The following is a 26,295-nucleotide window of genomic DNA, read 5'->3' as shown; positions in this document are numbered from 1 at the left end:
AGTGTGTATAGCTGCATCAGGTCGGACGGTCGCTATTGTGAGCGCCGCCGGACACTTTAAAAGTGGATTAAACGAGCGAGATCGTTGAACAGTGCAATCGCCGACAAAGCGACGATGCAGGCGAGACCCGCCCTCTGAAAAACGAGTTGCCAGCGATCGGAGACAACTTTACCGGTCACAGCTTCAACCAAATAATATAACAGATGACCCCCGTCCAATACCGGAATTGGTAGCAGGTTCAGTACACCGAGGCTAATACTGACGAGGGCGAGGAACGACAGGAATGCAGAAGGACCCAGACGTGCGCTCTTTCCTGCGTAATCGGCGATGGTCACCGGACCCGACAGATTCTTCAGCGATGCATCGCCAACGATCATGCGGCCGAACATCCGCACCGAGTAAACCGCGAGATCCCACGTGCGGCGCGCGCCGAGCTGAAGACTTTCGACCGGTCCATAACGCACGTTGATGGACGGCACCTGGGTCGCAAGCTCAGCGCCGATGCGACCGACCTGCTGCCCCGTTGCCGCGTCGCGCTGCGCTTGCGGAACGATCCTGATGTCTTCGAGCTTGCCCGAGCCCTGCGCTTCCGTTTGACCCGCGGCTGCGCGCTCTACTTGCAGCGTCAGCGGTTGGCCGGCGTGCGATTTTACATACGCGATGAAGGCTGTGGCGTTATCAGTCGCGACTCCGTTGATCGCGCGCAAGCGATCGCCCGGAAGAAGGCCCGCCTTTTGCGCGGCACTGCCCGGCTGCACGCCGGCAACCGTCAGCTTGCCCCCGCCGGGTTCGAAGCCGAGCCGCGACATGAAGTCGTCGTCGACGTCCTTTTCGGTGACACCGCGCAGATCGAGCTGGAAGTCGGACGGGCCGTTCGCGCCTTTCGCGATCAGCACGACGCGCTTGTGATCGAACGCCGCGCCGAGCAGCTTCCAGCGCAAATCCGACCACGAGCGCACCGGCTCGGAGTCGGCCGCGTTCTCCGCGCGCACCGCCACCACTGTTTCGCCGCCTTCGAAACCGGCGGCCGCAGCGGTCGTGTTGGGCGCGGGCGTGGCAAGGATCGCCGCCGGTTCGGTGACGCCGGTCGCGAACACGAGGCCGAACAGGACGATGGCAAGCAGGAAATTCGCGACCGGCCCGGCCGCGACGATTGCGATGCGGCGCCACACCGACTGCCGGTTGAACGCATGCGGCAACGCTTCGGCGGGAATCGGCGCGCCGCCCGTCTCGCGCTCGTCGAGCATCTTCACGTAGCCGCCGAGCGGCAGCGCGGCGACCGTCCATTCGGTGCCGCTCTTGGGACTAACCCATTGGAACAGCGGCTTGCCGAAGCCAATCGAAAAGCGCAGCACCTTGACGCCGCACAGCCGCGCCACGCTGTAATGCCCATATTCGTGGACGACCACCAGCACGCCAATCGCGACCGCGAAGGCGAGCACTTCGATCAGCAGATTCATAGGCGCCTCACTGGACGGCGCGTTCCGTGCGGCGGGCGGCGTCGGGCAGACGCGCGATGAATTCGGCTGCGGCGCGACGCGCGGCGGCGTCCGCTTCGATCACGTCTTCGAGCGCATGCGCGCTGCGATTGGGCAACGCGTTGAGCACCGAGTCGACCACCTGCGCGATCGCCATGAAGCCGATCTGGCGCGACAGGAACGCTTCAACAGCAATTTCGTTAGCGGCATTGAGCGCCGCGCTGGCGACGCCGCCTTCGGCGAGCGCCTTCATGGCCAATGCCAGGCAAGGGAAACGCGTGTAGTCCGGCTTTTCAAACGACAGCGACGCGATTTCCACGAGATCCAGTTGCGCGACGCCCGAATCCACGCGATCCGGGAACGCGAGCGCGTGCGCGATCGGCGTGCGCATATCGGGGTTGCCGAGTTGCGCGAGCACCGAACCGTCGGCGTACGACACCAGCGAATGAATCACGCTTTGCGGATGAATCAGCACGTCGATGCGTTCGCCCGGCAAACCGAACAGCCAATGCGCCTCGATGACCTCGAGGCCCTTGTTCATCATGGTCGCGGAGTCGACGGAGATCTTGCGGCCCATCACCCAGTTCGGATGCTTGCAGGCTTCATCGGGCGTGACGTCGGCGAGCGTGGCCGGTTCGCGCGTGCGGAACGGGCCGCCCGACGCGGTCAGGATGATCTTGGAGACGCCACCATGCAGCGCGGCTTCGCGCGGCAGGCACTGGAAAATGGCGTTGTGTTCGCTGTCGACCGGCAAGAGCACGGCGCCGTTGTCATGCACGGCATCCATGAAGATCGCGCCCGACATCACGAGCGCTTCCTTGTTCGCGAGCAGAATGCGCTTGCCGGCGCGCGCGGCCGCGAGGCTCGGCGCGAGGCCGGCCGCACCGACGATGGCCGCGACCACGGTGTCGCAGCCGTCGCTCTTCGACACCTCGACGAGCGCCTCGGCGCCGTGCGTCACCTCCGTCTTGCAGCCCGCGTCGCGCAGCTTGGCCGCGACGCGCGCCGCCGTGTCGGCGTCGCCGACCACGGCGACTTCTGGCCGGAAGCGCAGGCATTGCTCGACGAGCTTGTCGCCGTTGCGGTGCGCAGTGAGCGCATAAACCGAAAAGCGCTCGGGATGACGCGCGACGACGTCGAGCGTGCTGTCTCCAATCGAGCCCGTGGAACCGAGCAATGTCAGACGTTTTTGCATATCTCTTTCTCTAGCCGAGCAGCAGCATGGCAAGCGGCAGCACCGGCAACAATGCGTCGATGCGGTCGAGCACGCCTCCGTGCCCCGGCAACAGGCCGCTCGAATCTTTCACGCCGGCCTGGCGTTTCATCATGGATTCAAAAAGGTCGCCCACCACGCTGAACGCCACCAGCAGCGTCAGGGCAAGCAGCGCGCGCGGGGCGCCCCAATGCGCCCACAGCTCAGAATACAGGGTCGGCTCGAACGCATGCGAAAGGACCGCCGCCACCGCGACGATCATCACCGCGAGCCAGCCGCCGATCGCGCCCTCCCACGTCTTGCCGGGACTGATGGCGGGCGCGAGCTTGTGCTTGCCGAACGCCTTACCCGAGAAGTATGCGCCGATATCCGCGAGCCATACCAATAGCAGCAGCGACAGCACGAACGGCACGCCTTGCATGCGCGCGGCGACGAGAGCATGCCAGCAGGCGACGAATATCACAATCCCGACAAGCAGCAGAAAGCTGCGCCAGGCGCCTTGCGCGAGCGTCGGCTTGCGCAGCAGCACGAACGGGCCGGCGATCACCCAGAAAATGGCGGCCGCCTTGTAAAACGGCTGCGCGCTGTCCACGCCGATGCCAAGCCGCGTGCTGGCCACGAGCGCGACCGCCGCGACGAGCGCGTAGATAACCGGGCCGGCGCCGCCCAGCTTCAGCAGGCGGGCCCATTCCCATGCGGCGAACACGACGACGAAAGCGATCAGCGCGCCGAACGCGCCGACCGGCGCGAACAACGTGACGGGCAGGAACACCGCCAGAAGCACAATCGCCGTGATGACACGGGTTTTTAGCATGGAAGCGAATCGACGTTTTGCGATTGCGGCTCGAGCTGAGCGCTGGTGCGGCCGAAACGGCGCTCGCGCTCGCCGTATGAGGCAATCGCGCGGCCGAGCGCGTCGGCGTCGAAATCCGGCCAGAAGGTGTCGGTGAAATAGAACTCGGTGTAGGCGAGTTGCCACAGCAGGAAATTGCTGACGCGCCGCTCGCCGCCCGTGCGGATGAAGAGGTCGGGCTCAGGCGCATAGGCCATGGACAGATGCTCGGCGAACGAATCCTCGTTCACCTCGACCGGCTTGCCGGCGAGCGCGGCCTGTTCCACGAGCTTGCGGGTCGCCTGCATGATGTCCCAGCGGCCGCCGTAATTGGCGGCGATGGTCAGCGTGAGGCGGGAATTGCGCGCCGTCTTGGTTTCCGCCCGTTTGATCAGGTCGCGGATGCGCGCATCGAAACGTTCGAGATCGCCGACCACGCGCAAACGGATGCCGTTTGCGTGCAGCTTGCCGATTTCGCGCTCCAGCGCCGTGACGAAAAGGCGCATCAGGAACGACACTTCGTCGTTCGGACGGCGCCAGTTTTCGGAGCTGAAAGCGAACAGCGTCAGATATTCGACGCCCTGGCGGGCACACGCCTCGACGGCCGCGCGCACCGCGTCGACGCCGCGCGTATGACCGGCCACGCGCGGCAAGCGGCGCTGGGTGGCCCAACGGCCGTTGCCGTCCATGATGATCGCGATGTGTCGCGGCACCGCGGCGACATCAGGCACGCGCACGGTTGAACTGGTGTAGGTCATGGCCGTCGGGACAATAACTGCAAATGAAGAAGTAAAAATCCTGAAAGTGTGAGTGCTCCCAGACCTGGCGCTTCACGACTCGGACTTCGCGCGAGCTCCGCACAGACAGTAACGCCGAAGCGAGCCGGCGTTCTGTTCGGAGCCTCGCAGCCTCATACCGTCATGATCTCTGCTTCTTTGGTCACAACAAGCTTGTCGATTTCAGCGACGAATTTGTCCGTCAGCTTCTGAACGTCGTCGCCGGCGCGGCGTTCGTCGTCTTCCGAAATTTCCTTGTCCTTAACGAGCTTCTTCAGTTGCTCGTTCGCGTCGCGGCGCAGATTGCGCACGGCGACTTTGGCCGTTTCGGCTTCGCTCTTGACGACTTTCGTCAGTTCGCGGCGGCGTTCTTCGGTCAGCGCGGGCATCGGCACGCGGATCACGTCGCCCTGGGTAGCCGGGTTCAGGCCGAGATCCGACTCGCGGATCGCCTTTTCGACGACCGGGACCATCTTCTTTTCCCACGGCTGCACGCCGATCGTGCGTGCGTCGATCAGCGTCAGGTTCGCGACCTGCGAGATAGGCACCGGCGAGCCGTAGTAATCGCACTGGATGTGATCAAGCAGGCCCGTGTGCGCACGGCCCGTACGGATTTTCGACAGATCGTTCTTGAACGCGTCGATGGAACGCTGCATCTTTTGTTCAGCGCCCTTCCTGATATCAGCCACAGACATTTTAAAACCTCCGAACCTTCAAAACGGTGCGAGCCGGCCAGCACGCGCGATATGCGGCGGCCCGGGCTCGCGTCAAAGCCCACGTTATGTGAACGAGAGTTTACACGTGGACGAGGGTGCCCTCGTCCTCGCCGAGCACGATGCGCTTCAATGCGCCCGGCTTGACGATCGAAAAAACGCGGATCGGCAGCTTCTGGTCGCGGCACAGCGCGAACGCCGTGGCGTCCATGACCTGCAGGTTGCGGCCGATTGCCTCGTCGAAGCTGATCGTGGTGTAGCGCGTCGCGCTCGGATCTTTCTTCGGGTCGGCTGAGTAGACGCCGTCCACCTTGGTGGCTTTCAACACGACTTCGGCGCCGATTTCCGAGCCGCGCAGCGCGGCGGCCGTGTCGGTCGTGAAGAACGGGTTGCCGGTGCCGGCCGCGAAAATCACGACTTTGCCTTCTTCGAGCTGGCGAATCGCGCGCGGACGGATGTACGGCTCGACGACCTGGTCCATGCGCAGCGCGGATTGCACACGCGCCTCGATGCCGGCGTGACGCATGGCGTCTTGCAGCGCCAGCGCGTTCATCATGGTGGCCAGCATGCCCATGTAGTCGGCCGTGGCGCGATCCATGCCGGCCGCGCCGCCCGCGACGCCACGGAAGATGTTGCCGCCGCCGATCACTACCGCCAACTGCGTTCCAAGACGGACCACTTCGGCCACGTCCGCCACCATTCGTTCGATGGTCGCGCGATTGATGCCGAAGGCATCGTCGCCCATCAGAGCTTCACCGGAGAGTTTGAGCAGGACGCGTTTGTAGGCAGTGGGCATAGGGGTATCCAGATCGCGCAGAACAGGGCAACAACAAGGGACTAATGTAGGGGTGAAACGCCGATTCGGGCAAGCGCCGCCAAATTGATGAACCCGGAAGGTCCACCGGCGGCGGCCGCGCGGCGAGGATCAACCCGCGCGCAGCCTTGCGGCGCTGCCGACCGCGGCACAGTCTTGCTGCGCCGCGGGTACAACGGTACTAGCTAAGACTCGCGATGCTTATTGTTGCTTCGCAGCAGCCACTTGAGCGGCAACTTCAGCGGCGAAGTCGTCCTGCTTCTTCTCGATGCCTTCGCCGACCACGAAGAGCGCAAACTTCTGGACGCTCGCGTTGCCCGCCTTCAGCATCTGTTCGATCGTCTGCTTGTCGTTCTTAACGAACGTCTGGTTCAGCAGCGACACTTCCTTCAGGTACTTCTGCACGCTGCCTTCCACCATCTTCGCGACGATTTCAGCCGGCTTGCCCGATTCGGCGGCCTTCTGCTCGGCGATGCTGCGTTCCTTGGCGATCAGGTCCGCCGGCACGTCGTCCGACGACAGCGAGACCGGCTTCATCGCGGCGATGTGCATGGCCACGTCCTTGCCGACCTGCTCGTCGGCGCCGGTGTACTCGACCAGCACGCCGATGCGCGTGCCGTGCAGGTACGCTGCCAGCTTGTTCGACGTCTCGAAGCGCACGAAACGGCGGATCGACAGGTTTTCACCGATCTTGCCGACCAGCGCGAGGCGCACTGCGTCGACGGTCTGGCCGTCGAGCGGCAGAGCGGACAGCGCGGCGACGTCGGCCGGGTTTTGCGTGGCGACCAGTTCGGCGATCTTCTTCGAGAAAGCCAGGAAGTCGTCGTTCTTCGAAACGAAGTCGGTTTCGCAGTTCAGCTCGACCAGCGAACCTGCATTGCCGCCGATGAACGATGCGACCACGCCTTCAGCCGTGACGCGCGATGCCGCCTTGCTGGCCTTGTTGCCCAGCTTCACGCGCAGCAGCTCTTCGGCGCGCGCCATGTCGCCGTCGGCTTCCGTCAGCGCCTTCTTGCATTCCATCATCGGCGCGTCGGTCTTTGCGCGCAGTTCTGCAACCATGCTTGCGGTAATTGCCGCCATCATTTGCTCCTTGAGTTCCGTCTGTGTTCCGTGTCACACGCCGCCCGCACTTCGATACCGGCGGCAAGAATTCGTTTCAGCGTTATGCGAATTTTTTACGGATAACGCCTTGCTACAGCGTCGCGGCTTAAAAAAAGGGGGCCTGTAGAAAGCCCCCTTTTTTGCCGGACACGGGGCAGCTTTACGCTTCCGCGTTGACCTCGACGAACTCGTCGCCGTCGTCGCCGCGTGCAGCCTGCACCACTTCGTTGACCGCGTTGGCACGGCCTTCGAGGATCGCGTCAGCCACGCCGGCCGCGTACAGAGCGACGGCCTTGCTGGCGTCGTCGTTACCCGGGATCACGTAGTCGATGCCTTCCGGCGAGTGGTTCGTATCGACCACTGCGATGACCGGCACGCCGAGCTTGTTCGCTTCGGTGACGGCAATCTTGTGGTAGCCGACGTCGACCACGAAAATCGCGTCCGGAATGCCGCCCATGTCCTTCACGCCGCCGATCGACTTCTGCAGCTTGGCCATTTCGCGTTCGAACAGCAGAGCTTCCTTCTTGCTCATGCGTTCCGTTTCGCCTGCTTCCAGCGCCGCTTCCATGTCCTTCAGGCGCTTGATCGAAACCTTCAGCGTCTTGAAGTTGGTCAGCATGCCGCCGAGCCAGCGTGCGTTGACATAAGGCATGCCGGCGCGCTGCGCTTCCTGGGCGATCGTGTCACGCGACTGACGCTTCGTGCCGACGAACAGGATGGTGCCGCGATTGGCTGCCAGTTGACGCGCGTACTTCAGCGCGTCGTTGTACATCGGCAGCGTCTTTTCGAGGTTGATGATGTGAATCTTGTTGCGATGGCCGAAAATGAAGGGGGCCATCTTCGGGTTCCAGAAGCGCGTTTGGTGACCGAAGTGGACACCGGCTTCCAGCATTTGACGCATGGTAACTGCCATGAAAATCTCCGCGAGGGTTGGGTCTTAAGCCGGCTGCCGTATCCGCCGCGCCGCCATGTCTTGTCTGGCTGAGCGCCGCGAACACCCTGGGTGCGCCGGCTTGCGAGTCTGCCGCCTTGATACTGCTCTCACCCGTGGCTCGGGCGACAAGCGCCACGGGAAGCTTCACCTCTATCTGCCGTTGGTTGATTGGTTGCTGGCCCGCTGCCACCATAATCAGCCTAGAGTCGGTCTGAACGATGACAAGAAGCCACCAGGACAGGAAAAGGATCGACTTAGCCAAACATTATAGCATGCGACTATCGGCCGACTCAACCTGCCGGGTGGCTCCTTCGCGCGGGCTCCGGTTGCACCCGGCGCCTGGCTGGCCGCCTCGCGCGTCGTCTTCCAGCCGTGAACCGCAAAGCCCTCCGCTCTATCGTTACAGCCGCCGAAACGCCGCCAAAAGACTGCGGCACGGGGAATATGGTGCGATAATCCCGGAATAAATCGCATTTCAGGCCCGACTCATGGCTATCACGCTCAAAAACGAACACGACATCGCGCAAATGCGCGTCGCCTGCAAACTTGCGAGCGAAGTGCTCGACTACATCACGCCGTTCGTCACGGCCGGCGTCACGACCGGCGAACTCGACCGCCTGTGTCACGAATATATGCTCAAGGAACAGGGCACCGTGCCCGCGCCGCTGAATTATCAGCCGCCCGGCTATCCGCCCTACCCCAAGGCCACCTGCATCTCGGTGAACGACGTGATCTGCCACGGCATTCCCGGCGACAAGACGCTGAAGAACGGCGACGCGCTGAACATCGACATTACGGTGATCAAGGAAGGTTACTTCGGCGACACGAGCCGCATGTTCATCGTCGGCGAGGGCTCGATTCTCGCGAAGCGGCTGGTTCAGACCACCTTCGAGTGCATGTGGCTCGGCATTGACCAGGTCCGCCCCGGCGCGCATCTGGGCGACATCGGCTATGCGATCCAGAAGCACGCCGAGGCGCAAGGCTACAGCGTGGTGCGCGAATATTGCGGCCACGGCATCGGCACCGTGTTTCACGAAGACCCGCAGATTCTGCACTACGGCCGCCCCGGCACCGGGCTGGAACTGCAAGCCGGCATGATCTTCACGATCGAGCCGATGATCAACGCCGGCCGCCGCGACATCCGCACCATGCCCGACCAGTGGACCGTCAAGACGAAAGACCGCAGTCTGTCGGCGCAATGGGAACACACGGTGCTCGTGACGGAAACCGGCTACGACGTGCTGACCGTGTCCGCCGGCACGCCCGCGCGCCCGCCGGTGATCGCCGCCACGGCCTGATCGATCCCGCCTTTTCACCGCCAGCCGCCCATGAGTAGTGTTCCAGCCGTCGCCCGATCCCACGCCACGTCGCTCAAGGCGGACTACAAAGTGGCCAAAGCCCAGTTGCTGGAACGCTTCAGGACCGCCACCAACGTAGAAGGATTGATGGCGGCGCTCTCGCGTACCACCGACGACTCCCTGCGCGCCGCCTGGAACACCTGCGAACTGCCGGCCGAGCTGGCGCTCGTCGCCGTCGGCGGATTCGGTCGCGGCGAACTGGCTCCGCATTCCGACATCGACATTCTGGTGCTGCTGCCGGACGCGCCGCTCGAGCATCTGGAAGCGCGCATCGAGCGTTTCATCAGCCTCGCGTGGGATCTCGGGCTCGAGCTGGGCAGCAGCGTACGCAGCGTCTCGCAGTGTCTGGAAGAAGCCGCTAACGACGTCACCGTGCGCACGTCGCTGCTCGAAGCGCGGCGCATTACCGGCAGCGCGGCCCTGTTCGACGACTTCGCGAAGCGCTATCGCGAGGCGCTCGATCCGAAAGCGTTTTTCCAGGCGAAAGTGCTGGAAATGCGTCAGCGTCACGCCAAGTTCCAGGACACGCCTTACGCGCTCGAGCCGAATATCAAGGAAAGCCCCGGCGGTCTGCGGGATCTTCAGCTAATTCTGTGGGTGACCCAGGCGGCCGGCTTCGGCAGTAGCTGGCGCGAACTCGAGGCGCGCGGACTCATCACCGAGCGCGAAGCGCAGGAACTGCGGCGCAACGAGGGCTTCCTCAAGTCGCTGCGGGCGCGGGTCCACGTCACTGCCGGCCGTCGCCAGGACATTCTGGTGTTCGATCTGCAAACGCCGGTAGCCGAGAGTTTCGGCTACAAGCCGACCGCCACCAAGCGCGCGAGCGAACAGCTGATGCGCCGCTATTACTGGGCGGCGAAGGCGGTCACGCAGCTCGCGACAATTCTGATCCAGAACATCGAGGCTCAGCTTTTTCCCAGCACGAGCGGCATTACGCGGGTGCTGTCGGACCGTTTCGTCGAAAAACAGGGCATGCTGGAAATCGCCAGCGACGACCTGTTCCAGCGCGAACCGAACGCCATTCTCGAAGCCTTCCTGCTGTACGAGCAGACGCCGGGCGTGAAAGGGCTTTCGGCGCGTACGCTGCGCGCCATCTACAACGCGCGCGAGGTGATGGACCAGCACTGGCGCCGCGATCCGGAAAACCGGCGTCTTTTCATGGACATCCTGAAGCAGCCGGCCGGCATCACGCACGCGTTGCGCCTGATGAACCAGACCAGCGTGCTAGGGCGATATTTGCTGAATTTCCGGCGCATCGTCGGACAGATGCAGCACGACCTGTATCACGTCTACACGGTCGATCAGCACATTCTGATGGTGCTGCGCAATCTGCGGCGCTTCGCCGTGGCCGAACACGCGCATGAATATCCGTTCTGCAGCCAGTTGATCGTCAGCTTCGACCGGCCGTGGGTACTGTACGTCGCGGCGCTCTTTCACGACATTGCGAAAGGCCGCGGCGGCGACCATTCCACGCTCGGCATGGCCGACGCGCGGCGCTTCTGCCGCAATCACGGCATCGAGGGCGACGACGGCGAACTGGTCGTCTGGCTCGTCCAGCAGCATCTGACCATGAGCCAGGTCGCGCAAAAGCAGGACACGAGCGATCCCGAGGTCATCAAGCGATTCGCGGAACTGGTCGGCACCGAGCGCCGCCTGACCGCGCTGTACCTGCTGACGGTGGCCGACATCCGCGGAACCAGCCCGAAGGTCTGGAATACGTGGAAGGGCAAGCTGCTCGAGGACCTGTATCGCGCGACGCTCGCCGTGCTCGGCGGCGCGCGGCCGGACGCGCATTCGGAACTGGAGTCGCGTCAGGAAGAGGCGCTTGCGCTCTTGCGTCTCGAAACAGTGCCGGAAGGCGCGCAGAAGGCGCTGTGGGACAAGCTCGACGTCGGCTATTTCCTGCGTCACGACGCGGCCGACATCGCTTGGCAAACGCGTGTGCTCTACCGTTACGTCGAGACGCCGACGCCGATCGTCCGGGCTCGCCCGTCGCCGATCGGCGAAGCGCTTCAGGTGCTCGTGTACGTGAAGGACCAGCCGGATCTGTTCGCCGGCATTTGCGCGTATTTCGACCGCAATGGCTTGTCGGTGCTGGATGCGCGCGTCAGCACGACGCGTCACGGCTACGCGCTCGATAATTTCCTCGTCGCGCATACCGAAGAAGACGTGCATTATCGCGACATTGCCAATCTCGTCGAACAGGAACTGACCGCGCGCCTCACCGGCGACGGCACCTGGCTTCCGGGCCCGTCGAAGGGCCGCTTGTCGCGGCTGTCGCGGACCTTCCCTGTTACGCCGCGCGTCGATCTTCGGGCCGACGATCGCGGCCAATACTACATCCTGTCCGTGTCGGCGAACGACCGGCCAGGCCTTCTTTATTCGATCGCGCGCGTGCTCGCCGAACATCGTGTCGGCGTCGCGTCGGCACGGATTAATACGCTCGGCGAACGCGTCGAGGACGTGTTCCTGCTGGACGGGCACGGTCTGTCGGACAACCGCCTGCAAATTCAGGTCGAGACGGAACTGCTGCGCGCGATCGCAGTGTGAGATTTCATGCGAGTCAAATTAACAGCCAAGCACCCGCGGCCGGCTTCGTCCGAACGCGCCCCTGTCCGTAGCGGCAGCACGTCGGCGCGCAAGCCGACACGGCCGGCGGGACCCAAACCGTCGACGTCCGGCCCGGGCGAGGCGCGCGGCGAAGGCGCGGGGGCGTCGGCGGGCGAGAAACGTTCGGCTGGCGCACGCGCGCCGCGTGCTCCTCGCGAGGAAGGTGGGTTCGCGCGTGAGCGTGGCGCTGGCGGGGCTGGCGGCGCGGCTGGCGCGCGGCGGAGCGGGTCCGATCGGCCGCCGCGTCGCGAAGGTACGAGCGGTGCGCCTGCACGGCGTTTTGAAGGAAGCAGTGAGCGCGGTGGCGAGCGAGCGCCGCGACGGTTTGAGGATCGGGCCGGTGGTCGCGAGCGCGCACCGCGTGCCCCAGCCGGCGACCGCGCTGAGCGTGGGCCGCGGCGCTTTGAAGATCGCGCCGGTAGCAGCGAGCGCGCACCGCGACGGTTCGAGGATCGCGCAGGTGGTGGTGAGCGAGGGCCTCGTGCCCCGGCCGGCGAGCGCGCCGAACGTGGGCCGCGACGCTTTGAAGATCGCTCAGGTGGCGGCGAGCGAGCACCGCGACGGTTCGAGGATCGCGCAGGTGGCAGCGACCGCGGGCCTCGTGCCCCGGCCGGCGACCGCATCGAGCGCGCACCGCGACGCTTTGAAGATCGTGCCGGTAGCAGCGACCGCCCACCGCGGCGCTTCGACGATCGCGCAGGTGGTGGTGAGCGCGGACCTCGTGCCCCGGCCGGCGAGCGCGCCGAACGGGCACCGCGACGTTTTGAAGATCGGGCGGGCGGCAGTGACCGCGCACCCCGACGCTTTGACGATCGCGCAGGTGGCAGCGAGCGCGGACCTCGCGCACCGGTCGGCGACCGCGCCGGCAGCGCCGACCGCACACCCCGACGCTTTGAAGACCGCGCCGGCAGCAGCGACCGCACACCGCGACGCTTCGAAGACCGCACCGGCAGCACCGACCGAGCCCCTCGCGGCGCAGGCGCGGAACGCGCCCCCCGTCGTTTCGGAGACAGCACCGAGCGCCCGCCCCGCCGCTTCGACGGCAACGCCGACGGCGGCGCCGCGCGCAAATTCGGTGGAGACCGTGCGCCGCGCGGCGACAGCGGCGAGCGCCGGCCATTTGCTGGACCACGCACCGGAGCAGGCCGTCCTGCGGAAGCCGGTGCGCGCGGCGAACGTCCGACGGGCCGCGAGCGCGACGCATCCGATCGCCCGCGTTTCGGCAGCGAGCGCGGACCGCGTAGCGACAGCGCCCCGCGTCGCTTCGAAGGCGAACGCGGAGAGCGTGGAGAACGAAGCTTTGCGAAGCCCGTGAAGAGCGGCTACGGCGACCGCCCGGACCGTGAAGCACGCGCGCCCCGTGACGAACGCGGCGAACGCACACCCGCCCGACGCGATTTCAGCAACGCCTCCGCCCCGCGCACAGAGCGCACGGACCGCGCCCCCCGCAGCTTCGATAAGCCATCCGCCACACGCCGCGGCCCCGACGACCGCCCCGCGCGCGCCGGCAAGCCGCGCGGCGCCGCATCGGCCGACCGTCACGCGCAAGCCGAGCAGGCCCCGCGCACACCGCGTCGCGACATCGAAGACGCGCCAGGCACGCTGCGTCTGTCCAAGCTCATGTCGGAGCTTGGCCTCTGTTCGCGCCGCGAGGCCGACGAATGGATCGAGAAAGGCTGGGTGCTCGTCGACGGCGAACGGATCGACACGCTGGGCACTAAAGTGCGTCCCGATCAGCGGATCGAGATCGACCCCGCCGCCGAAGCCGTGCAAGCGAGCCAGGTCACGGTGCTGATCCATAAGACAGTCGGCTACGTGTCGGGCCAGGCGGAGGACGGCTATCAGCCGGCCATCACGCTCGTGACGCCGGAAAACCGCTGGGAAGGCGACCATTCGGACATCCGTTTTTCCGTCGCGCATTTGCGTCAACTGGCGCCGGCCGGGCGTCTCGACATCGATTCAACGGGCTTGCTGGTGCTGACGCAGGACGGCCGCATCGCCAAGCAACTGATCGGCGGGCATTCGGAGATCGACAAGGAATATCTGGTGCGCGTCGCCTACGGCGAGCATACCGTCGACGTCGAAAGTCACTTTCCGGCGGAAAGCCTCGAATTGCTGCGCCACGGCCTCTCGCTCGACGACGTCCCGCTCAAGCCCGCGCAGGTCAGCTGGCAAAACGGCGAGCAGTTGCGCTTCGTGCTGCGCGAGGGCAAGAAGCGCCAGATTCGCCGGATGTGCGAACTGGTCGGCCTCGAAGTGATCGGCTTGAAGCGCGTGCGGATGGGTCGCGTGGTGCTCGGCGCGCTGCCGCCCGGACAGTGGCGCTACCTGGCCGCCGACGAGTCGTTCTGACAGACGTCCGAAAAAACAGCCCGATCAGCGTAAGCCGATCGGGCTGTCCCAGTCATCCAGCAATCTCATCGAACCCACTCATTTGCGTGAGTTTTTTCTTTCGCCTCGAACTTCCGCCTCAATCGTCGCTATTCGGGTCCAGGTCCGGAAACAGCACTTCCGTAAAGCCGAACTTCGCGAAATCGTTGATTCGCATCGGATACAGCTTGCCGATCAGGTGATCGCATTCGTGCTGCACGACGCGCGCATGGAACCCTTCGGCAACGCGGTCGATCGGTTTGCCGTACTGATCGAAGCCGTGATACTTGATCATCGAAAAGCGGCTGACCGCGCCGCGCAAGCCCGGCACCGACAGGCAGCCCTCCCAGCCCTCTTCCATATCGAGCGAGACCGGCGTGATGGTCGGATTGATCAGCACGGTTTCCGGCACGGGCGGCGCGTCCGGATAACGCTCATTGCTGCCGAAGCCGAAGATCACCACCTGCAGATTGACGCCGATTTGCGGCGCGGCAAGCCCTGCCCCGTTCGCGTCGTGCATGGTCTCGAACATGTCTTTAATGAGCTCATGCAATTCCGGCGTGTCGAAGTGATCGACCGGATCGGCAATACGCAACAGGCGCGGATCGCCCATCTTGAGAATTTCGCGGATCATGACTGCCCCTCCAGGAGCTTACGCATACCATCTTCGTCGAGTACGGGAATGCCGAGTTCCTCGGCCTTCACCAACTTGCTGCCAGCTTCGGCCCCTGCCACCACATAGTCTGTTTTCTTCGACACCGAGCCGGCCACTTTCGCGCCGGCCGCTTCCAGCATTTCCTTCGCTTCTTCGCGGGCAAGGCTCGGCAACGTGCCGGTCAGCACAATGGTCTTGCCGGCCAGCACGCCTTGCGGCGCCTTCGGCGCGGGCGGGCCCTCGGGCCATGTGACCTTGCCGTGCGCGCGCAGTTGCTCGATCACCGTGCGGTTGTGCTCTTCGGCGAAAAACTGGTGAATGGATTCGGCGACAACCGGCCCGACGTCGTTGACTTCGAGCAGCGCCTCCACCGAAGCCTCCATGATCGGGTCCAGCGAGCCGAAGTGCTTCGCCAGATCCTTTGCCGTGGATTCGCCGACATGCCGAATCCCCAGTGCGTAGATGAAACGCGAGAGCGTGGTGTGCCTCGCCTTCTCGAGCGAGTCGAGCAGGTTCTGCGCGGACTTGTCGGCGAAACGGTCGAGTTGCGCGAGCGTCGAGAAGCCGAGGTTGAACAGATCGGCGGGCGTGCGCACCAGGTTCTGTTCGACGAGTTGATCGATAATTTTTTCGCCCAATCCGTCGATGTCCAACGCGCGCCGCTGCGCGAAATGCCACAGCGCCTGCTTGCGCTGCGCCGGACAAAAAAGGCCGCCCGTGCAGCGCGCAATCGCCTCGTCCGGCAGCCGTTCGATGTTGGAGCCGCACACCGGGCAATGCGTCGGCATCACGAATTCGCGAGCGTCATCCGGACGACGGTCGATGAGCGCGCTCACCACTTCGGGAATCACGTCGCCGGCACGCCGCACGATCACCGTGTCGCCGATGCGGATGTCCTTGCGGCGCACTTCGTCTTCGTTATGCAGTGTCGCATTGGTCACCGTGGCTCCGCCGACGAACACCGGCTCGAGCCGCGCAACGGGCGTGATTGCGCCGGTGCGCCCGACCTGCACGTCGATCGCGACGAGCTTCGTAAGCGCCTCCTGTGCTGGGAATTTATGCGCGAGCGCAAAACGCGGCGCACGCGATACAAAGCCCAGCGCTTCCTGCTCGTCGCGCCGGTTGACCTTGTAGACCACGCCGTCGATGTCGTACGGCAGCTTGTCGCGCTTCTCGCCCACCGCGTGAAAAAACGCGAGCAAACCTTCGGCGCCCTTCACGACCGCGCGCTCCGAATTGACCGGCAGGCCAAGCTCCTTGTACCAGTCGAGCAGTTCGCTGTGCGTGGCCGGCATCTCGATGCCGTCGAGCACGCCGATGCCATAGGCAAAGAACGACAGCGGCCGCTGCGCGGTGATCTTCGGATCGAGCTGACGCAAGCTGCCTGCGGCTGCATTGCGCGGATTGGCGAACTCCTTGTGTCCCGCCGCGCGCTGACGCTCGTTCAGACGTTCGAAGTCACGCTTGAACATCAGCACTTCGCCGCGCACGTCGAGTATGTGCGGCACGCGCTTGCCTTTGAGCCTGAGCGGAATCGAACGGACCGTGCGGATGTTTTCGGTGACGTTCTCGCCCGTCGCACCGTCGCCGCGAGTCGCGGCCTGCACGAACACGCCGTCGACGTAACGTAGCGAGATGGCCAGGCCGTCGAACTTGAGCTCCGTTGCGTAGTCGACGGGCACCGGCGGCTCTTTCGCATTGTTGCCGAGCGCGTCGCCGACGCGCTTGTCGAACGCGATGATGTCTTCGTCGGCGAAACCGTTGTTCAGCGACAGCATGGGCTGGTCGTGAACGACCGGCTCGAAGCCGCTCGCCGCTTCGCCGCCCACGCGCTGGGTGGGCGAATCCGGCACGATCAGATCCGGGTGCTCCGCCTCGATGCTTTCGAGCTCCTTGAACAGCTTGTCGTATTCGGCGTCGGGCAGATCAGGCTGGTCGAGCACGTAGTACGCGTAGTTGGCGCGTTCGAGTTCCGCGCGCAGCCACTCGGCGCGTGCAGCCGGATCGCGCTCGGCCGGAGCGCTCGTGGCTGAATGTGAGGCGGGAGTTCGAGCCATGCTGTGGGACGCTTCTTCAGTGAAATCGGACACTGGATTATCGCAGGAAAGCGTGCCCCTTTACATCGTCCGAATGGCCAGGTTTCGGGCCTCGTGCAATGGCGTTAAAGTGAGCGCAACGTCATTTGCAAACGACAACGGCCGCGCATCGCGCGGCCGTCGGCAACACTGGAAACCTTCGGTGAGTTACTGGCTGAAGAGGCGCCGCGTGGCCGGCGAGCCCGCCGGAATGCCGGCCTGCTCGAGCTTCGCGTAAAGCGTCATGAGCTGCTTTTCGATCGCGAGCAGCGCGGTCTCGGGCAACGGGCGCCGACCATCGTCGACCACTCGCCCGCCGATGCGCTCGGCCAGCGACTTCGCGTAGTCGCACATCAGACGGAACGGCAGGATGTCTTCGTCGGCGACCGGCACGTCGAGCACCAGCGTGATCATCTGCCCGCCCTTGTACGTGAGGTCGTCGCGCAGGAAATTGGTGTCGCCGAACTGCAGCATGAACACCGGGCTCTGGCGCGCGTCGAGCTTGACGAAGCGCGTGCCGTCGCGCGACAGCAGCAAGCCGTCTTGCGAAGCGACCGCCTGCACATAGTTGGCCGACCACGGCGCGCCGTCCGACAGCACGTTGATCGACAACTGCGCGTCGCACTGCGCGGCGAAAGCGTCGAGCTCTCGCGCCATCGCAACCGTTTCGAGCATGTCGGGAAATTCCGGCGATGCGTCGAGCGCGTCGGCGAACTGCTGCACGCCTGTCACGAACTCGGAGAACTCGAGTTCGTTGAGCGCGCCGCTGCGGTTGGCCAACTGCGCGGCCGCGCGCAACTCTTCGTAACGCGCGCCGTTTTGCAGCAGTTCCCACGCGCCGCCTTCGAGCTTGCCTTCGATATGCACGGGCTTGCTGCCCGCGCGGCGCAAACGCTGCGCAAGCGGGATGACCTTGTCGCCCGCAACCGGTCCGTTCAGACGAATCGGCACGATGCAGTCGATGCGGCGATCGACGATAGCCGGCGGCGCCGACGAGATAGTAGTGGCCGCAGGCAGGATCGGTTCGATGTGCTCGTCGGGCTCGCGCGAAGCGTCGGCGGATTGTGCTGCCGCTGCGTCTTTGTCAGCACCGGCGCTCGCACCGCGCTCGGCATCGTCGTCATTGCCCGCTGGTGTAAAACCGTTCGGCGTAGTCGTCTCGGCCTGAATATCAGCCGGCGTATCGAGCGGCGCAGCGCCCACCGGCGCGCCGAAAGTCGGCTCTACACGTGCCGACGCCGTATCGGCAGACGTATCCGCGCCGACCACCGGCTCGCGGCGCGTGGTCGGCCGGGCCGGTTCGATGAACGGGCTCTGCTCCTCGTGGTCGTCGCGCGCGAAACTCTCCGCGGCGTCCGCCGGCATCGGCCGCGGCATCTTGCGACGCACCTTGGCGCTCTGCCACGCGTTGTACACGACCACGCCCCCGACCACCACGGCGCCCGCGCCGATCAAACCGAGTGTCAACTCGTCCATGCATGCTCCATCAGCAATTCTTTATATGCGCGGCCCGATGCCCGCTCCACGTGTCGCGCAGCCGCGGCCGCAGCGCTGAACGCGGGCGGCCGCGCTTCCATGATTCAAACGAAATTCGAACCGAATTCGAACCTAAGCTCAAACGATATTCTGGGCGAAACCCGCAGCCGTTTCCATGTCGACGGCAACGATGCGCGACACGCCCTGCTCCTGCATCGTCACGCCGATCAGTTGCTGCGCCATTTCCATCGCGATCTTGTTGTGCGAGATGAAAAGGAACTGGGTCTTGTCGGACATCGCGCGCACGAGGTTCGCGAAACGTTCGGTGTTGGCGTCGTCGAGCGGCGCGTCCACTTCGTCCAGCAGACAGAACGGCGCGGGATTCAACTGGAACATCGCGAACACCAGCGCGGTCGCGGTCAGCGCTTTTTCTCCGCCGGACAGCAGATGAATGGTCGAGTTCTTCTTGCCCGGCGGTTGCGCCATGACCTGCACGCCGGCGTCGAGAATTTCGTCGCCGGTCATGATCAGCTTCGCCTGGCCGCCGCCGAAAAGACGCGGGAACAGTTCGCCGAAATGACGGTTCACTTCGTCGAACGTGCCTTGTAGCAGCGTGCGCGTTTCCGCGTCGATCTTGCGGATCGCGTCTTCGAGCGTTTCGATCGCGCTCGTCAAATCGGCCGATTGCGCGTCGAGGAACGTCTTGCGCTCGGTCGCCGCCTTCAGTTCGTCGAGCGCGGCCATGTTGACCGGACCGAGCGCGGTGATCGCGTTGTTGATGCGCGTGACTTCGCCCTGCAGGTACGACGGCTTCATGTCCGGCGTGAGCTTGGCCTGCAGTTCCGCCTCGTCCACGCCGGCTGCCGCCAGTTGCTCGACGAACTGCTCGCCGTTCAGCCGCGCGGCCTGTTCCTTCAACTGCAATTCGTTGATGCGGTCGCGCAGCGGTTGCAGCGCGCGCTCGGCGGTCAGACGCGTTTCGTCGGCGGCGCGCAGCTTGGCGGTCAGGTCGTCCAGTTCGAGGCGAGCGGCGTGCAACGCCTCTTCCTTGACCGCGCGAATGTCGAGCGCGTCCTGCAAGCCGGTGTGCGCGGTCTGCTCGTTGATCGTTTCGAGTTCGGCGCGCGCGTCTTCCAGCGACGCCGCCACGCGCTCGCTCTGCTCATGCGCGACCTGAATGCTGCGCTTCAATTCGTCGATGCGAGCGGCCATGTTGCGCGCGGCGAAGCGCGCGTCGGTGGCGGCGCGGTCGAGATCGCGCGCCTGTCCGCGGGCCGTGGTCAGCTCTTCGTCGAGCGCCTCGAAAGCCAGTTGATGATCTTCGAAACGCGCCTGCAATTCCGCGAGTTCGCCGTCGTAGCGCTCGAAGTTCGCTTCCGACTCGGCACGCAGCGCGCGCTGTTCGTCGATCTGCGCATTGATCTCTTCGAGTTCCTCGCGAATCTGCGTGCTGCGCTGCGTATAGCGCTCGTGCGCCTGCGTGAGCTTGAGCACGTCGAGCTGCAACGCATGCACACGCTGCGTCGCGCGCTCGGCTTGCTGGCGCACGTCGGTCAGCGCCTGCGCGGCTTGCGTGTGCGCGGCTTCGGCGCGGATCGCGGCGGCCTTCGCTTCGTCGGCGAGCAAAGCCTGAGCGCGCACCTGGCGCGCGAGATTTTCGATTTCCTGCTGACGGGCCAGCATGCCGGCCTGCTCGGAATCGGCGGCATAAAGCTGCACGCCGACGCGCGTCACCACGTGCCCCGCCTTCACGACGAACGAGCCGCCTTCGGGCAACTGCGCGCGCATGCTGAGCGCCTGCTGCAGATCGTCGGCGACGAAAGCGAGGCCGAGCCAGTCGTTGAGCACGGCGCGGATGCCCGCGTCGTCGATCCGCACCAGCGACAGCAACGGCCGCAGCCCAGCGGGCGCCGCAACCGGCTGACCGGCGACGGGTGGTGCGTAGAACGCGAGCTTCGCGGGCGGCGCGTCGGTGGCGAACGCCTTGACCCAGTCGAGATTCGACACTTCGAGCGCGGCAAGCCGCTCGCGCAGCATCGATTCGAGCGCGGCTTCCCAGCCGGCTTCGACATGCAGCTTCTTCCACAGACGCGGCAACGCACCCAGTTCGTGCTTTTCGAGCCACGGCTGGATCTTGCCTTCGGTCTGCACGTTTTCCTGCAATTGCTTGAGCGCGGCGAGGCGCGCATCGAGCTGATGAATCTGCGCGCTTTCGGCCTGCACGCGCTCTTGCGCGGCGCGCCGTTCGGCGTCCAGACGCGGCAGCGTTTCCTGCGCATCCGCGAGACGCGCTTGCGCGTCGTGCAAAATTTCTTCGTGCTCGGCGAGCTGCATGCGCAGTTCTTCGAGTTGCGCTTCGTCGGGCGCATCGAGACCGCCGGCTTCCGCTTTCAGCCGCTCGTGACGCTGCTGCAACTGCTGCAATTGCTGGTCGGCGTTGCGCTGGTGCGCGGCTTCGAGCTTGAGCGCCTGTTCGGTCTGCGCAATGCCGCCGCGCTCCGCGTTCAGCTCCGCTTGCGCGTCGCGCCAGCGCGCTTCGAGCGCGGGCATGGCGTCGTGTTTCGCCGCGGCTTCTTCCTCGGCGACTACCGCTTTTTCTTCGGCGACGGCAAGCTGCTCTTCGGCGTCTTCCAGATCGCCTTGCGCCTTTTCGGCTTGCGCGAGCCATTGCTCGCGCTGCGCGGTGAGCGCGGCAATCTGCGCCTGCACGCGGTTGCGCGATTCGACAATGAACTTGATCTCGGCTTCGAGCTTGCTGACGTCGGCGTTCGCCTCGTAGAGCGCGCCTTGCGCGCCCTGCATCGCGTCGCTCGCCGAGTAGTGCGCGACGCGCAGCGTCTCGAGTTGCGCTTCCACTTCACGCAGTTTGGCGGTTTGCGCCTCGAGGTCGATCTGCGCCTGTTCGATCGCGCGCTGCTGACGTTCCTGCTCGCTGCCCGCCTCGTTCTTGCGCAACAGCCACAACAGACGCTGCTTTTCCTCGCCGTCGGTCTGCAGTTCCTTGTAGCGCGTGGCGACGACCGCCTGCGCTTCGAGCTTCTCCAGATTCGTGCTCAGTTCGCGGACGATGTCCTCGACCCGCGTCAGGTTTTCCCGCGTGTCATGCAGACGATTCTCGGTCTCGCGGCGGCGTTCCTTGTACTTGGAGACGCCCGCGGCTTCTTCGAGAAACACGCGCAACTCTTCAGGCTTCGCTTCGATCAGGCGCGCGATCATGCCCTGCCCGATGATCGCGTACGCGCGCGGCCCGAGGCCCGTGCCGAGGAAAATATCCTGGATGTCGCGGCGGCGCGCCGGCAGGTTGTTGATGTAATAGCTCGAGGTGCCGTCGCGCGTCAGCACGCGCTTGACGGCAATCTCCGCATATTGGCCCCACTGGCCGGCGGCGCGGCCGTCCGCGTTGTCGAACACGAGTTCGACGCTCGCGCGGCTGCCCGGCTTGCGCGCAGTCGAACCGTTGAAGATCACGTCCTGCATCGACTCGCCGCGCAGCTCGGAGGCGCGCGATTCGCCGAGCACCCAGCGCACGGCGTCGATGATGTTGGACTTGCCGCATCCATTCGGTCCGACCACGCCGACTAGCTGGCCCGGAACCTGGAAATGCGTGGGATCGACGAATGACTTGAATCCAGCGAGTTTGATCGAGGTCAGACGCACGGCGATTTCGCTGTTTGAGAAGGAAAAATAATAGGTGGCTCACGAAGACCGCACGAGCCGTTCGCGGCTGCGGCGAGACGGCCTACGGTCCTTGCCAGCCCTCGGGAATTGGGGCGCCGGTTGCACGCGGGTCGCGCATGCGCCGGCTAATGAGGGGCAATCATACCATCGCGCGTCGGCGGTTCTTGCGGTCGTTAGACTGTTCGCCCGCGCTGTCGTGCTTGTTGTCGTCCTTGTCGTCGCGGTCGGCCGCGGCGGCGTCGCCAGTGTCCTGATTGGCGGGATCGGGCGGCATGGCCTTCGGGCGATGCATCCAGCTCGACAGCGCCGACGCCAGCACGATGCACGCGCCGCCCGCCCATTCGCGCGGGCCGGGCGTTTCGCCGGCGAAGAGCCATGCGGAGAGCGCCGTCACTACCAGTTCGAACAGCATGATGATCGACGCCCGGTTGGCCGGCACGCGCGAGAGCCCGTACTGCACCAGCATGTTGTTCGACGCCAGCAGGAAACCGAGCCCCAGCACGAGCCACGCCGCGGTGCCGAGATGCGCGCCCGTCGGCGGCGAGGGCATCGCTTCGAACAGCGACGCGCACGCGCCGAAAATCGCCGCGCCGCCGAAGATGGTCGCGGTGCGCATCTCCGGTTTCATCTGCGGCAACACGCGGCTTGTCTTGAGGATCAGGACGTTGCTCATCGCGAAGCCCATGCCGCCCGCGAGGCCCGCCCATTCGGCGAGGTTGCCCGGCAGCGGAATGCCGAGCTGCGGCGACCATAGCATCGTCATCGCGCCGACGAGCGACAGCGCGGCGAGACCCGCGCCCGGCCAGGTCAGGCGCTCATGCAGGATGAAATGCGCGAACAGCGCGGTCCACGCGGGCGTCAGATAGAAGAGCAGCAGCACGCGCATCACCTGGCCGTGGATCGAGCCCCACACGAAGCCGAGATTCGTGATGCCCGCGGCGAGCGCAAGCGCCGGCAGCAGCCAGTGCCAGCGCACGGTCCGGATGGCCCGATGACGCACGAGCAGCACGAACAGGCAACCCGCGCCGCTCGTCAGCGCGCTCGCCGCCGTGCCCGTAACGCCGAGCGACGCCAGCATCCGCAACGGATACCAGATCACGCCCCACACCGACGCGCCCAGCATGATCGCGAGCGTCGGCCAGCCTGTGCGCAGCCAGTTCGTCATGGCGACGGGCTCCGCGAGAGCGTGGCGGCGATTCGCTCGACGGCGTTGCTGGTGTTGCTGGTTTTGCTCGCGTTACTGCTGTTGCTGGTGTGGTAAGCAGCGGTGTTTTCACGGCTGCATTGCCTGGATGTCTGCCCGGCTCCTGCGTACATTGCTGCTCCTGCGGTGTTGCTGTTCGTGTTGCTGCGTGTCTTGTTGCTTGTGTTGCTGCTTGTATTGCTGCTCGTCGTTGTTTGCGTTGCTGCTCGCGTTACGGCCCGCGCCGTCCGCGCCGCGCCAGGCCCAAGCCCGCCCCACGCCACGCTATAATTCCCTGCTCGCCGCCGCCGTCCCGCCGCCACTTAGCGCGGCTCGACAGGACACCAGCGGAGGCGCATGCGCCGTCGCACCTCTTTCCGCGCTTTCTTCGATCAGGCCCGATCCGCCCAGTGAATCCGCTACTCGACTCCCTTCAGCCCTATCCGTTCGAAAAGCTGCGCGCGCTTTTCAAGGACGTCACGCCGGCCGCCGGCCTCGCGCATATCAGCTTCGGCATTGGCGAGCCCAAGCATCCGACGCCCGCGCTGATACGCGACGCGGTGATCGCATCGCTCGGCGGTCTGTCCGCGTATCCGGCGACGCTCGGCTCGGCGCCGTTGCGCGAGTCGATCGCGACCTGGGTCACGCAGCGCTACAGTCTGCCGCCCGTCGATCCCGCGACTGAGGTGCTGCCGGTGTCGGGCTCGCGCGAGGCGCTGTTCGCGCTCGCGCAAACGGTCATCGACCCGAAGCGTAATGCAGAAGGCGAGCCTGCGATCGTACTCTGTCCCAACCCGTTCTACCAAATCTACGAAGGCGCCGCGATCCTCGCGGGCGCCGAGCCGTACTTCGTGAACAGCGACCCGGCGCGCAACTTCGCGTGCGATTACTCGGCGGTGCCCGAAGCGATCTGGGCCCGCACGCAGTTGCTGTACGTGTGCTCACCCGGCAATCCGACGGGCGCTGTGCTGACGCTCGAAGACTGGCGTGAACTCTTCGCGCTGTCGGACCGTCACGGCTTCGTGATCGCCTCCGACGAGTGCTACTCCGAAATCTACTTCGACGAAGCCAACCCACCGCTCGGCGGCCTCGAAGCCGCGCACAAACTGGGCCGCGGCTACGATCGGCTCGTGATGCTGTCGAGCCTCTCGAAGCGCTCGAACGTGCCGGGCATGCGCTCGGGTTTCGTCGCGGGCGACGCCGCCATCCTCAAGGACTTCCTGCTGTACCGCACGTACCACGGCGCGGCGTTGTCGACCGTGTATCAGAGCGCCAGCATCGCGGCCTGGAACGACGAGGCGCATGTGCGCGAGAACCGCGCGAAATACGTGCAGAAATTTTCGACGGTCACGCCGATGCTCGCCGAGGTGCTCGACGTGCGTCTGCCGGACGCCGCGTTCTATCTGTGGGCCGACGTCTCGCGCACCGGCCTCTCCGATACCGAGTTCGCCCAGCGTCTTTACGCCGACTATAATGTGACCGTTCTGCCGGGTTCGTTCCTCGCGCGCACCGCGCACGGCGTGAACCCAGGCCGCAATTTCGTGCGCATGGCGCTCGTCGCCGACGTCGACGAATGCACGCAGGGTGCGCAACGAATCGTCGATTTTTGCCGCGGGCTCGCGGGCTGACTGTCGTGCTGCCGCGTTTGCGCTTGCCGGCTTTGCGCTGCCGGCTTTGCGCGAACACTGCACACCGCCTCCCTTCTTCAGACTTCAACTCTTCATAAAGCACGCATATGTCGCAACAACTTCAGCAGATCATCGACACCGCCTGGGACAACCGCGCCGAGCTGTCGCCCAAGGCCGCTCCGGCCGACGTGCGCGAAGCCGTCGCCCACGCCATCGAGCAACTCGATAAGGGCGCGCTGCGCGTCGCCGAGAAGAAAGACGGCGACTGGGTCGTCAATCAATGGCTGAAGAAAGCCGTGCTGCTGTCGTTCCGCCTGGAAGACAATGCGCCGATGCCGGCCGGCGGCTACAGCCAGTTCTACGACAAGGTGCCGTCGAAGTTCGCGAACTACACCGCTGAAGACTTCGCGGCCGGCGGCTTTCGTGTCGTGCCGCCCGCCATCGCGCGCCGCGGCTCGTTCATCGCGAAAAACGTCGTGCTGATGCCGTCGTACACCAACATCGGCGCTTACGTCGACGAAGGCTCGATGGTCGATACGTGGGCCACCGTCGGTTCGTGCGCGCAGATCGGCAAGAACGTGCACCTGTCGGGCGGCGTGGGCATCGGCGGCGTGCTGGAGCCGCTGCAGGCGAACCCGGTCATCATCGAGGACAACTGCTTTATCGGCGCGCGCTCGGAAGTGGTGGAAGGCGTGATCGTCGAGGAAAACTCGGTCATTTCGATGGGCGTGTACCTCGGCCAGAGCACCAAGATTTACGACCGCGAAACCGGCGAAGTGTCGTATGGCCGCATTCCGGCGGGTTCGGTCGTGGTGGCGGGCAATCTGCCGTCGAAGGACGGTTCGCATAGCCTCTACTGCGCCGTGATCGTCAAGAAGGTCGACGCGAAGACACGCGCGAAGGTCGGCCTGAACGAGCTTCTGCGAGGCGACTGATGGCGCGCGGCACAAAAACTGTCGTCTACGGTATTCCGAATTGCGACACGGTGAAGAAAGCGCGCGTGTGGCTCGAGGAGCACGGCGTCGAGTTCGAGTTTCACGACTTCAAGAAGGCCGGCGTGACCGAGCCGCTCGTGCAGGACTGGCTGAAAGACGTGAAGCTCGACGCGCTGCTGAACCGTCGCGGCACCACATGGCGCGGCCTGTCCGACGACATGAAGGCCGCTGCCGACACGCAGCCGGGCGCGATCGCGTTGATGATCCACAAGCCGTCGGTGATCAAGCGGCCGGTGCTGGTGGTCAACGGCCGCGTCAAGTCGCTCGGTTTTTCCGCCGACGAATACGCGGCGTTGTTTGCGTAAGCGTAGCGTTGTTTATCTAAAAACGCGGTCCGCCGCGTTGCGTCAAAGCTGTTGCCGGCTGCGGTGCTTCACCGCCAGCCGGCATTTTTTCATTTCCA

General features: G+C 64.9%; 19 protein-coding genes. 6 read left to right on the top strand and 13 right to left on the bottom strand.

The genetic code is table 11. The features are described from left to right. Nucleotides 1-56 precede the first annotated feature (56 nt). From rseP to rpsB, 8 genes are all read right to left on the bottom strand, one after another. Nucleotides 57-1,460: an RIP metalloprotease RseP gene (gene rseP, locus C8K18_RS03830; protein WP_107706688.1), complete on the bottom strand. Its 1,404-nt coding sequence runs from the start codon at nt 1,458-1,460 to the stop codon at nt 57-59. Nucleotides 1,461-1,467: 7 nt separating this feature from the next. Then, entirely contained in the window at nt 1,468-2,673 is a 1,206-nt protein-coding gene (locus C8K18_RS03825; protein WP_053858268.1) for a 1-deoxy-D-xylulose-5-phosphate reductoisomerase, read from the bottom strand. A 10-nt stretch (nt 2,674-2,683) separates the two neighbouring features. Further along, on the bottom strand, nt 2,684-3,505 hold the full coding sequence (locus C8K18_RS03820; RefSeq protein WP_107706687.1) for a phosphatidate cytidylyltransferase: 822 nt from the start codon (nt 3,503-3,505) through the stop codon (nt 2,684-2,686). After that, the gene (gene uppS / locus C8K18_RS03815) at nt 3,499-4,281 is read right to left on the bottom strand and encodes a polyprenyl diphosphate synthase (protein WP_006048676.1); all 783 of its coding nucleotides are present in this window, start codon (nt 4,279-4,281) and stop codon (nt 3,499-3,501) included. The genes C8K18_RS03820 and uppS overlap by 7 nt, the downstream gene beginning before the upstream one ends. 152 nt (nt 4,282-4,433) lie before the next feature. After that, entirely contained in the window at nt 4,434-4,994 is a 561-nt protein-coding gene (gene frr, locus C8K18_RS03810; protein WP_006048675.1) for a ribosome recycling factor, read from the bottom strand. A gap of 100 nt (nt 4,995-5,094) precedes the next feature. Then, complete coding sequence (gene pyrH, locus C8K18_RS03805) at nt 5,095-5,808, bottom strand: UMP kinase (protein ID WP_006048674.1); 714 nt, start codon at nt 5,806-5,808, stop codon at nt 5,095-5,097. A 219-nt stretch (nt 5,809-6,027) separates the two neighbouring features. Next, nucleotides 6,028-6,909, bottom strand: coding sequence for a translation elongation factor Ts (gene tsf, locus C8K18_RS03800; protein WP_006048673.1), 882 nt, complete (start codon nt 6,907-6,909; stop codon nt 6,028-6,030). Between the two features lie 181 nt (nt 6,910-7,090). Continuing rightward, on the bottom strand, nt 7,091-7,843 hold the full coding sequence (gene rpsB / locus C8K18_RS03795; RefSeq protein ID WP_006048672.1) for a 30S ribosomal protein S2: 753 nt from the start codon (nt 7,841-7,843) through the stop codon (nt 7,091-7,093). A gap of 509 nt (nt 7,844-8,352) precedes the next feature. Between rpsB and map the strand changes: the two genes are divergently transcribed. The 3 genes from map to C8K18_RS33590 are packed head-to-tail and all read left to right on the top strand — an operon-like array spanning nt 8,353 to nt 14,184. Continuing rightward, nucleotides 8,353-9,162 carry a type I methionyl aminopeptidase gene (gene map / locus C8K18_RS03790; RefSeq protein ID WP_006048671.1) on the top strand — a complete coding sequence of 270 codons (810 nt, stop codon included), beginning with the start codon at nt 8,353-8,355 and terminating at the stop codon, nt 9,160-9,162. A 30-nt stretch (nt 9,163-9,192) separates the two neighbouring features. Beyond that, complete coding sequence (locus C8K18_RS03785) at nt 9,193-11,772, top strand: [protein-PII] uridylyltransferase (RefSeq protein WP_006048670.1); 2,580 nt, start codon at nt 9,193-9,195, stop codon at nt 11,770-11,772. A gap of 6 nt (nt 11,773-11,778) precedes the next feature. After that, the gene (locus tag C8K18_RS33590; protein WP_374710134.1) at nt 11,779-14,184 is read left to right on the top strand and encodes a pseudouridine synthase; all 2,406 of its coding nucleotides are present in this window, start codon (nt 11,779-11,781) and stop codon (nt 14,182-14,184) included. A 118-nt stretch (nt 14,185-14,302) separates the two neighbouring features. Here C8K18_RS33590 and def read toward each other — a convergent pair whose 3' ends face one another. The 5 genes from def to C8K18_RS03750 form a co-directional block, all read right to left on the bottom strand. Further along, on the bottom strand, nt 14,303-14,836 hold the full coding sequence (def, locus tag C8K18_RS03770) for a peptide deformylase (RefSeq protein WP_006048667.1): 534 nt from the start codon (nt 14,834-14,836) through the stop codon (nt 14,303-14,305). Next, on the bottom strand, nt 14,833-16,914 hold the full coding sequence (gene ligA / locus C8K18_RS03765) for an NAD-dependent DNA ligase LigA (RefSeq protein ID WP_107706685.1): 2,082 nt from the start codon (nt 16,912-16,914) through the stop codon (nt 14,833-14,835). The genes def and ligA overlap by 4 nt, the downstream gene beginning before the upstream one ends. Nucleotides 16,915-17,100: 186 nt before the next feature. Next, complete coding sequence (locus tag C8K18_RS03760; RefSeq protein WP_107706684.1) at nt 17,101-18,408, bottom strand: cell division protein ZipA C-terminal FtsZ-binding domain-containing protein; 1,308 nt, start codon at nt 18,406-18,408, stop codon at nt 17,101-17,103. 138 nt (nt 18,409-18,546) lie between these two features. Further along, the gene (smc, locus tag C8K18_RS03755) at nt 18,547-22,065 is read right to left on the bottom strand and encodes a chromosome segregation protein SMC (RefSeq protein WP_107706683.1); all 3,519 of its coding nucleotides are present in this window, start codon (nt 22,063-22,065) and stop codon (nt 18,547-18,549) included. A gap of 160 nt (nt 22,066-22,225) precedes the next feature. After that, nucleotides 22,226-23,251 (bottom strand): DMT family transporter, encoded by a 1,026-nt coding sequence (locus tag C8K18_RS03750; protein ID WP_107706682.1) that lies wholly within the window; start codon nt 23,249-23,251, stop codon nt 22,226-22,228. A gap of 428 nt (nt 23,252-23,679) precedes the next feature. On the opposite strand from C8K18_RS03750, the gene dapC reads away from it, so the two are divergent. The 3 genes from dapC to C8K18_RS03730 all read left to right on the top strand — a co-directional run bounded on the left by dapC (nt 23,680) and on the right by C8K18_RS03730 (nt 26,197). Then, a complete protein-coding gene (dapC, locus tag C8K18_RS03740) occupies nt 23,680-24,897 on the top strand; it encodes a succinyldiaminopimelate transaminase (protein WP_107706680.1) in 1,218 nt (405 codons plus the stop codon). A 107-nt stretch (nt 24,898-25,004) separates the two neighbouring features. Beyond that, nucleotides 25,005-25,832 carry a 2,3,4,5-tetrahydropyridine-2,6-dicarboxylate N-succinyltransferase gene (dapD, locus tag C8K18_RS03735; RefSeq protein WP_053858274.1) on the top strand — a complete coding sequence of 276 codons (828 nt, stop codon included), beginning with the start codon at nt 25,005-25,007 and terminating at the stop codon, nt 25,830-25,832. Beyond that, nucleotides 25,832-26,197, top strand: a complete 366-nt coding sequence (locus C8K18_RS03730; RefSeq protein ID WP_006053008.1) for an ArsC family reductase — start codon at nt 25,832-25,834, stop codon at nt 26,195-26,197. The genes dapD and C8K18_RS03730 overlap by 1 nt, the downstream gene beginning before the upstream one ends. Nucleotides 26,198-26,295 lie beyond the last annotated feature (98 nt).

The organism is Paraburkholderia sp. GV068, assembly GCF_003058125.1.
Lineage (GTDB): Bacteria > Pseudomonadota > Gammaproteobacteria > Burkholderiales > Burkholderiaceae > Paraburkholderia > Paraburkholderia graminis.
Note: the sequence above shows the minus strand (reverse complement) of the source record. Positions and strands in the feature narration are given on the sequence as shown.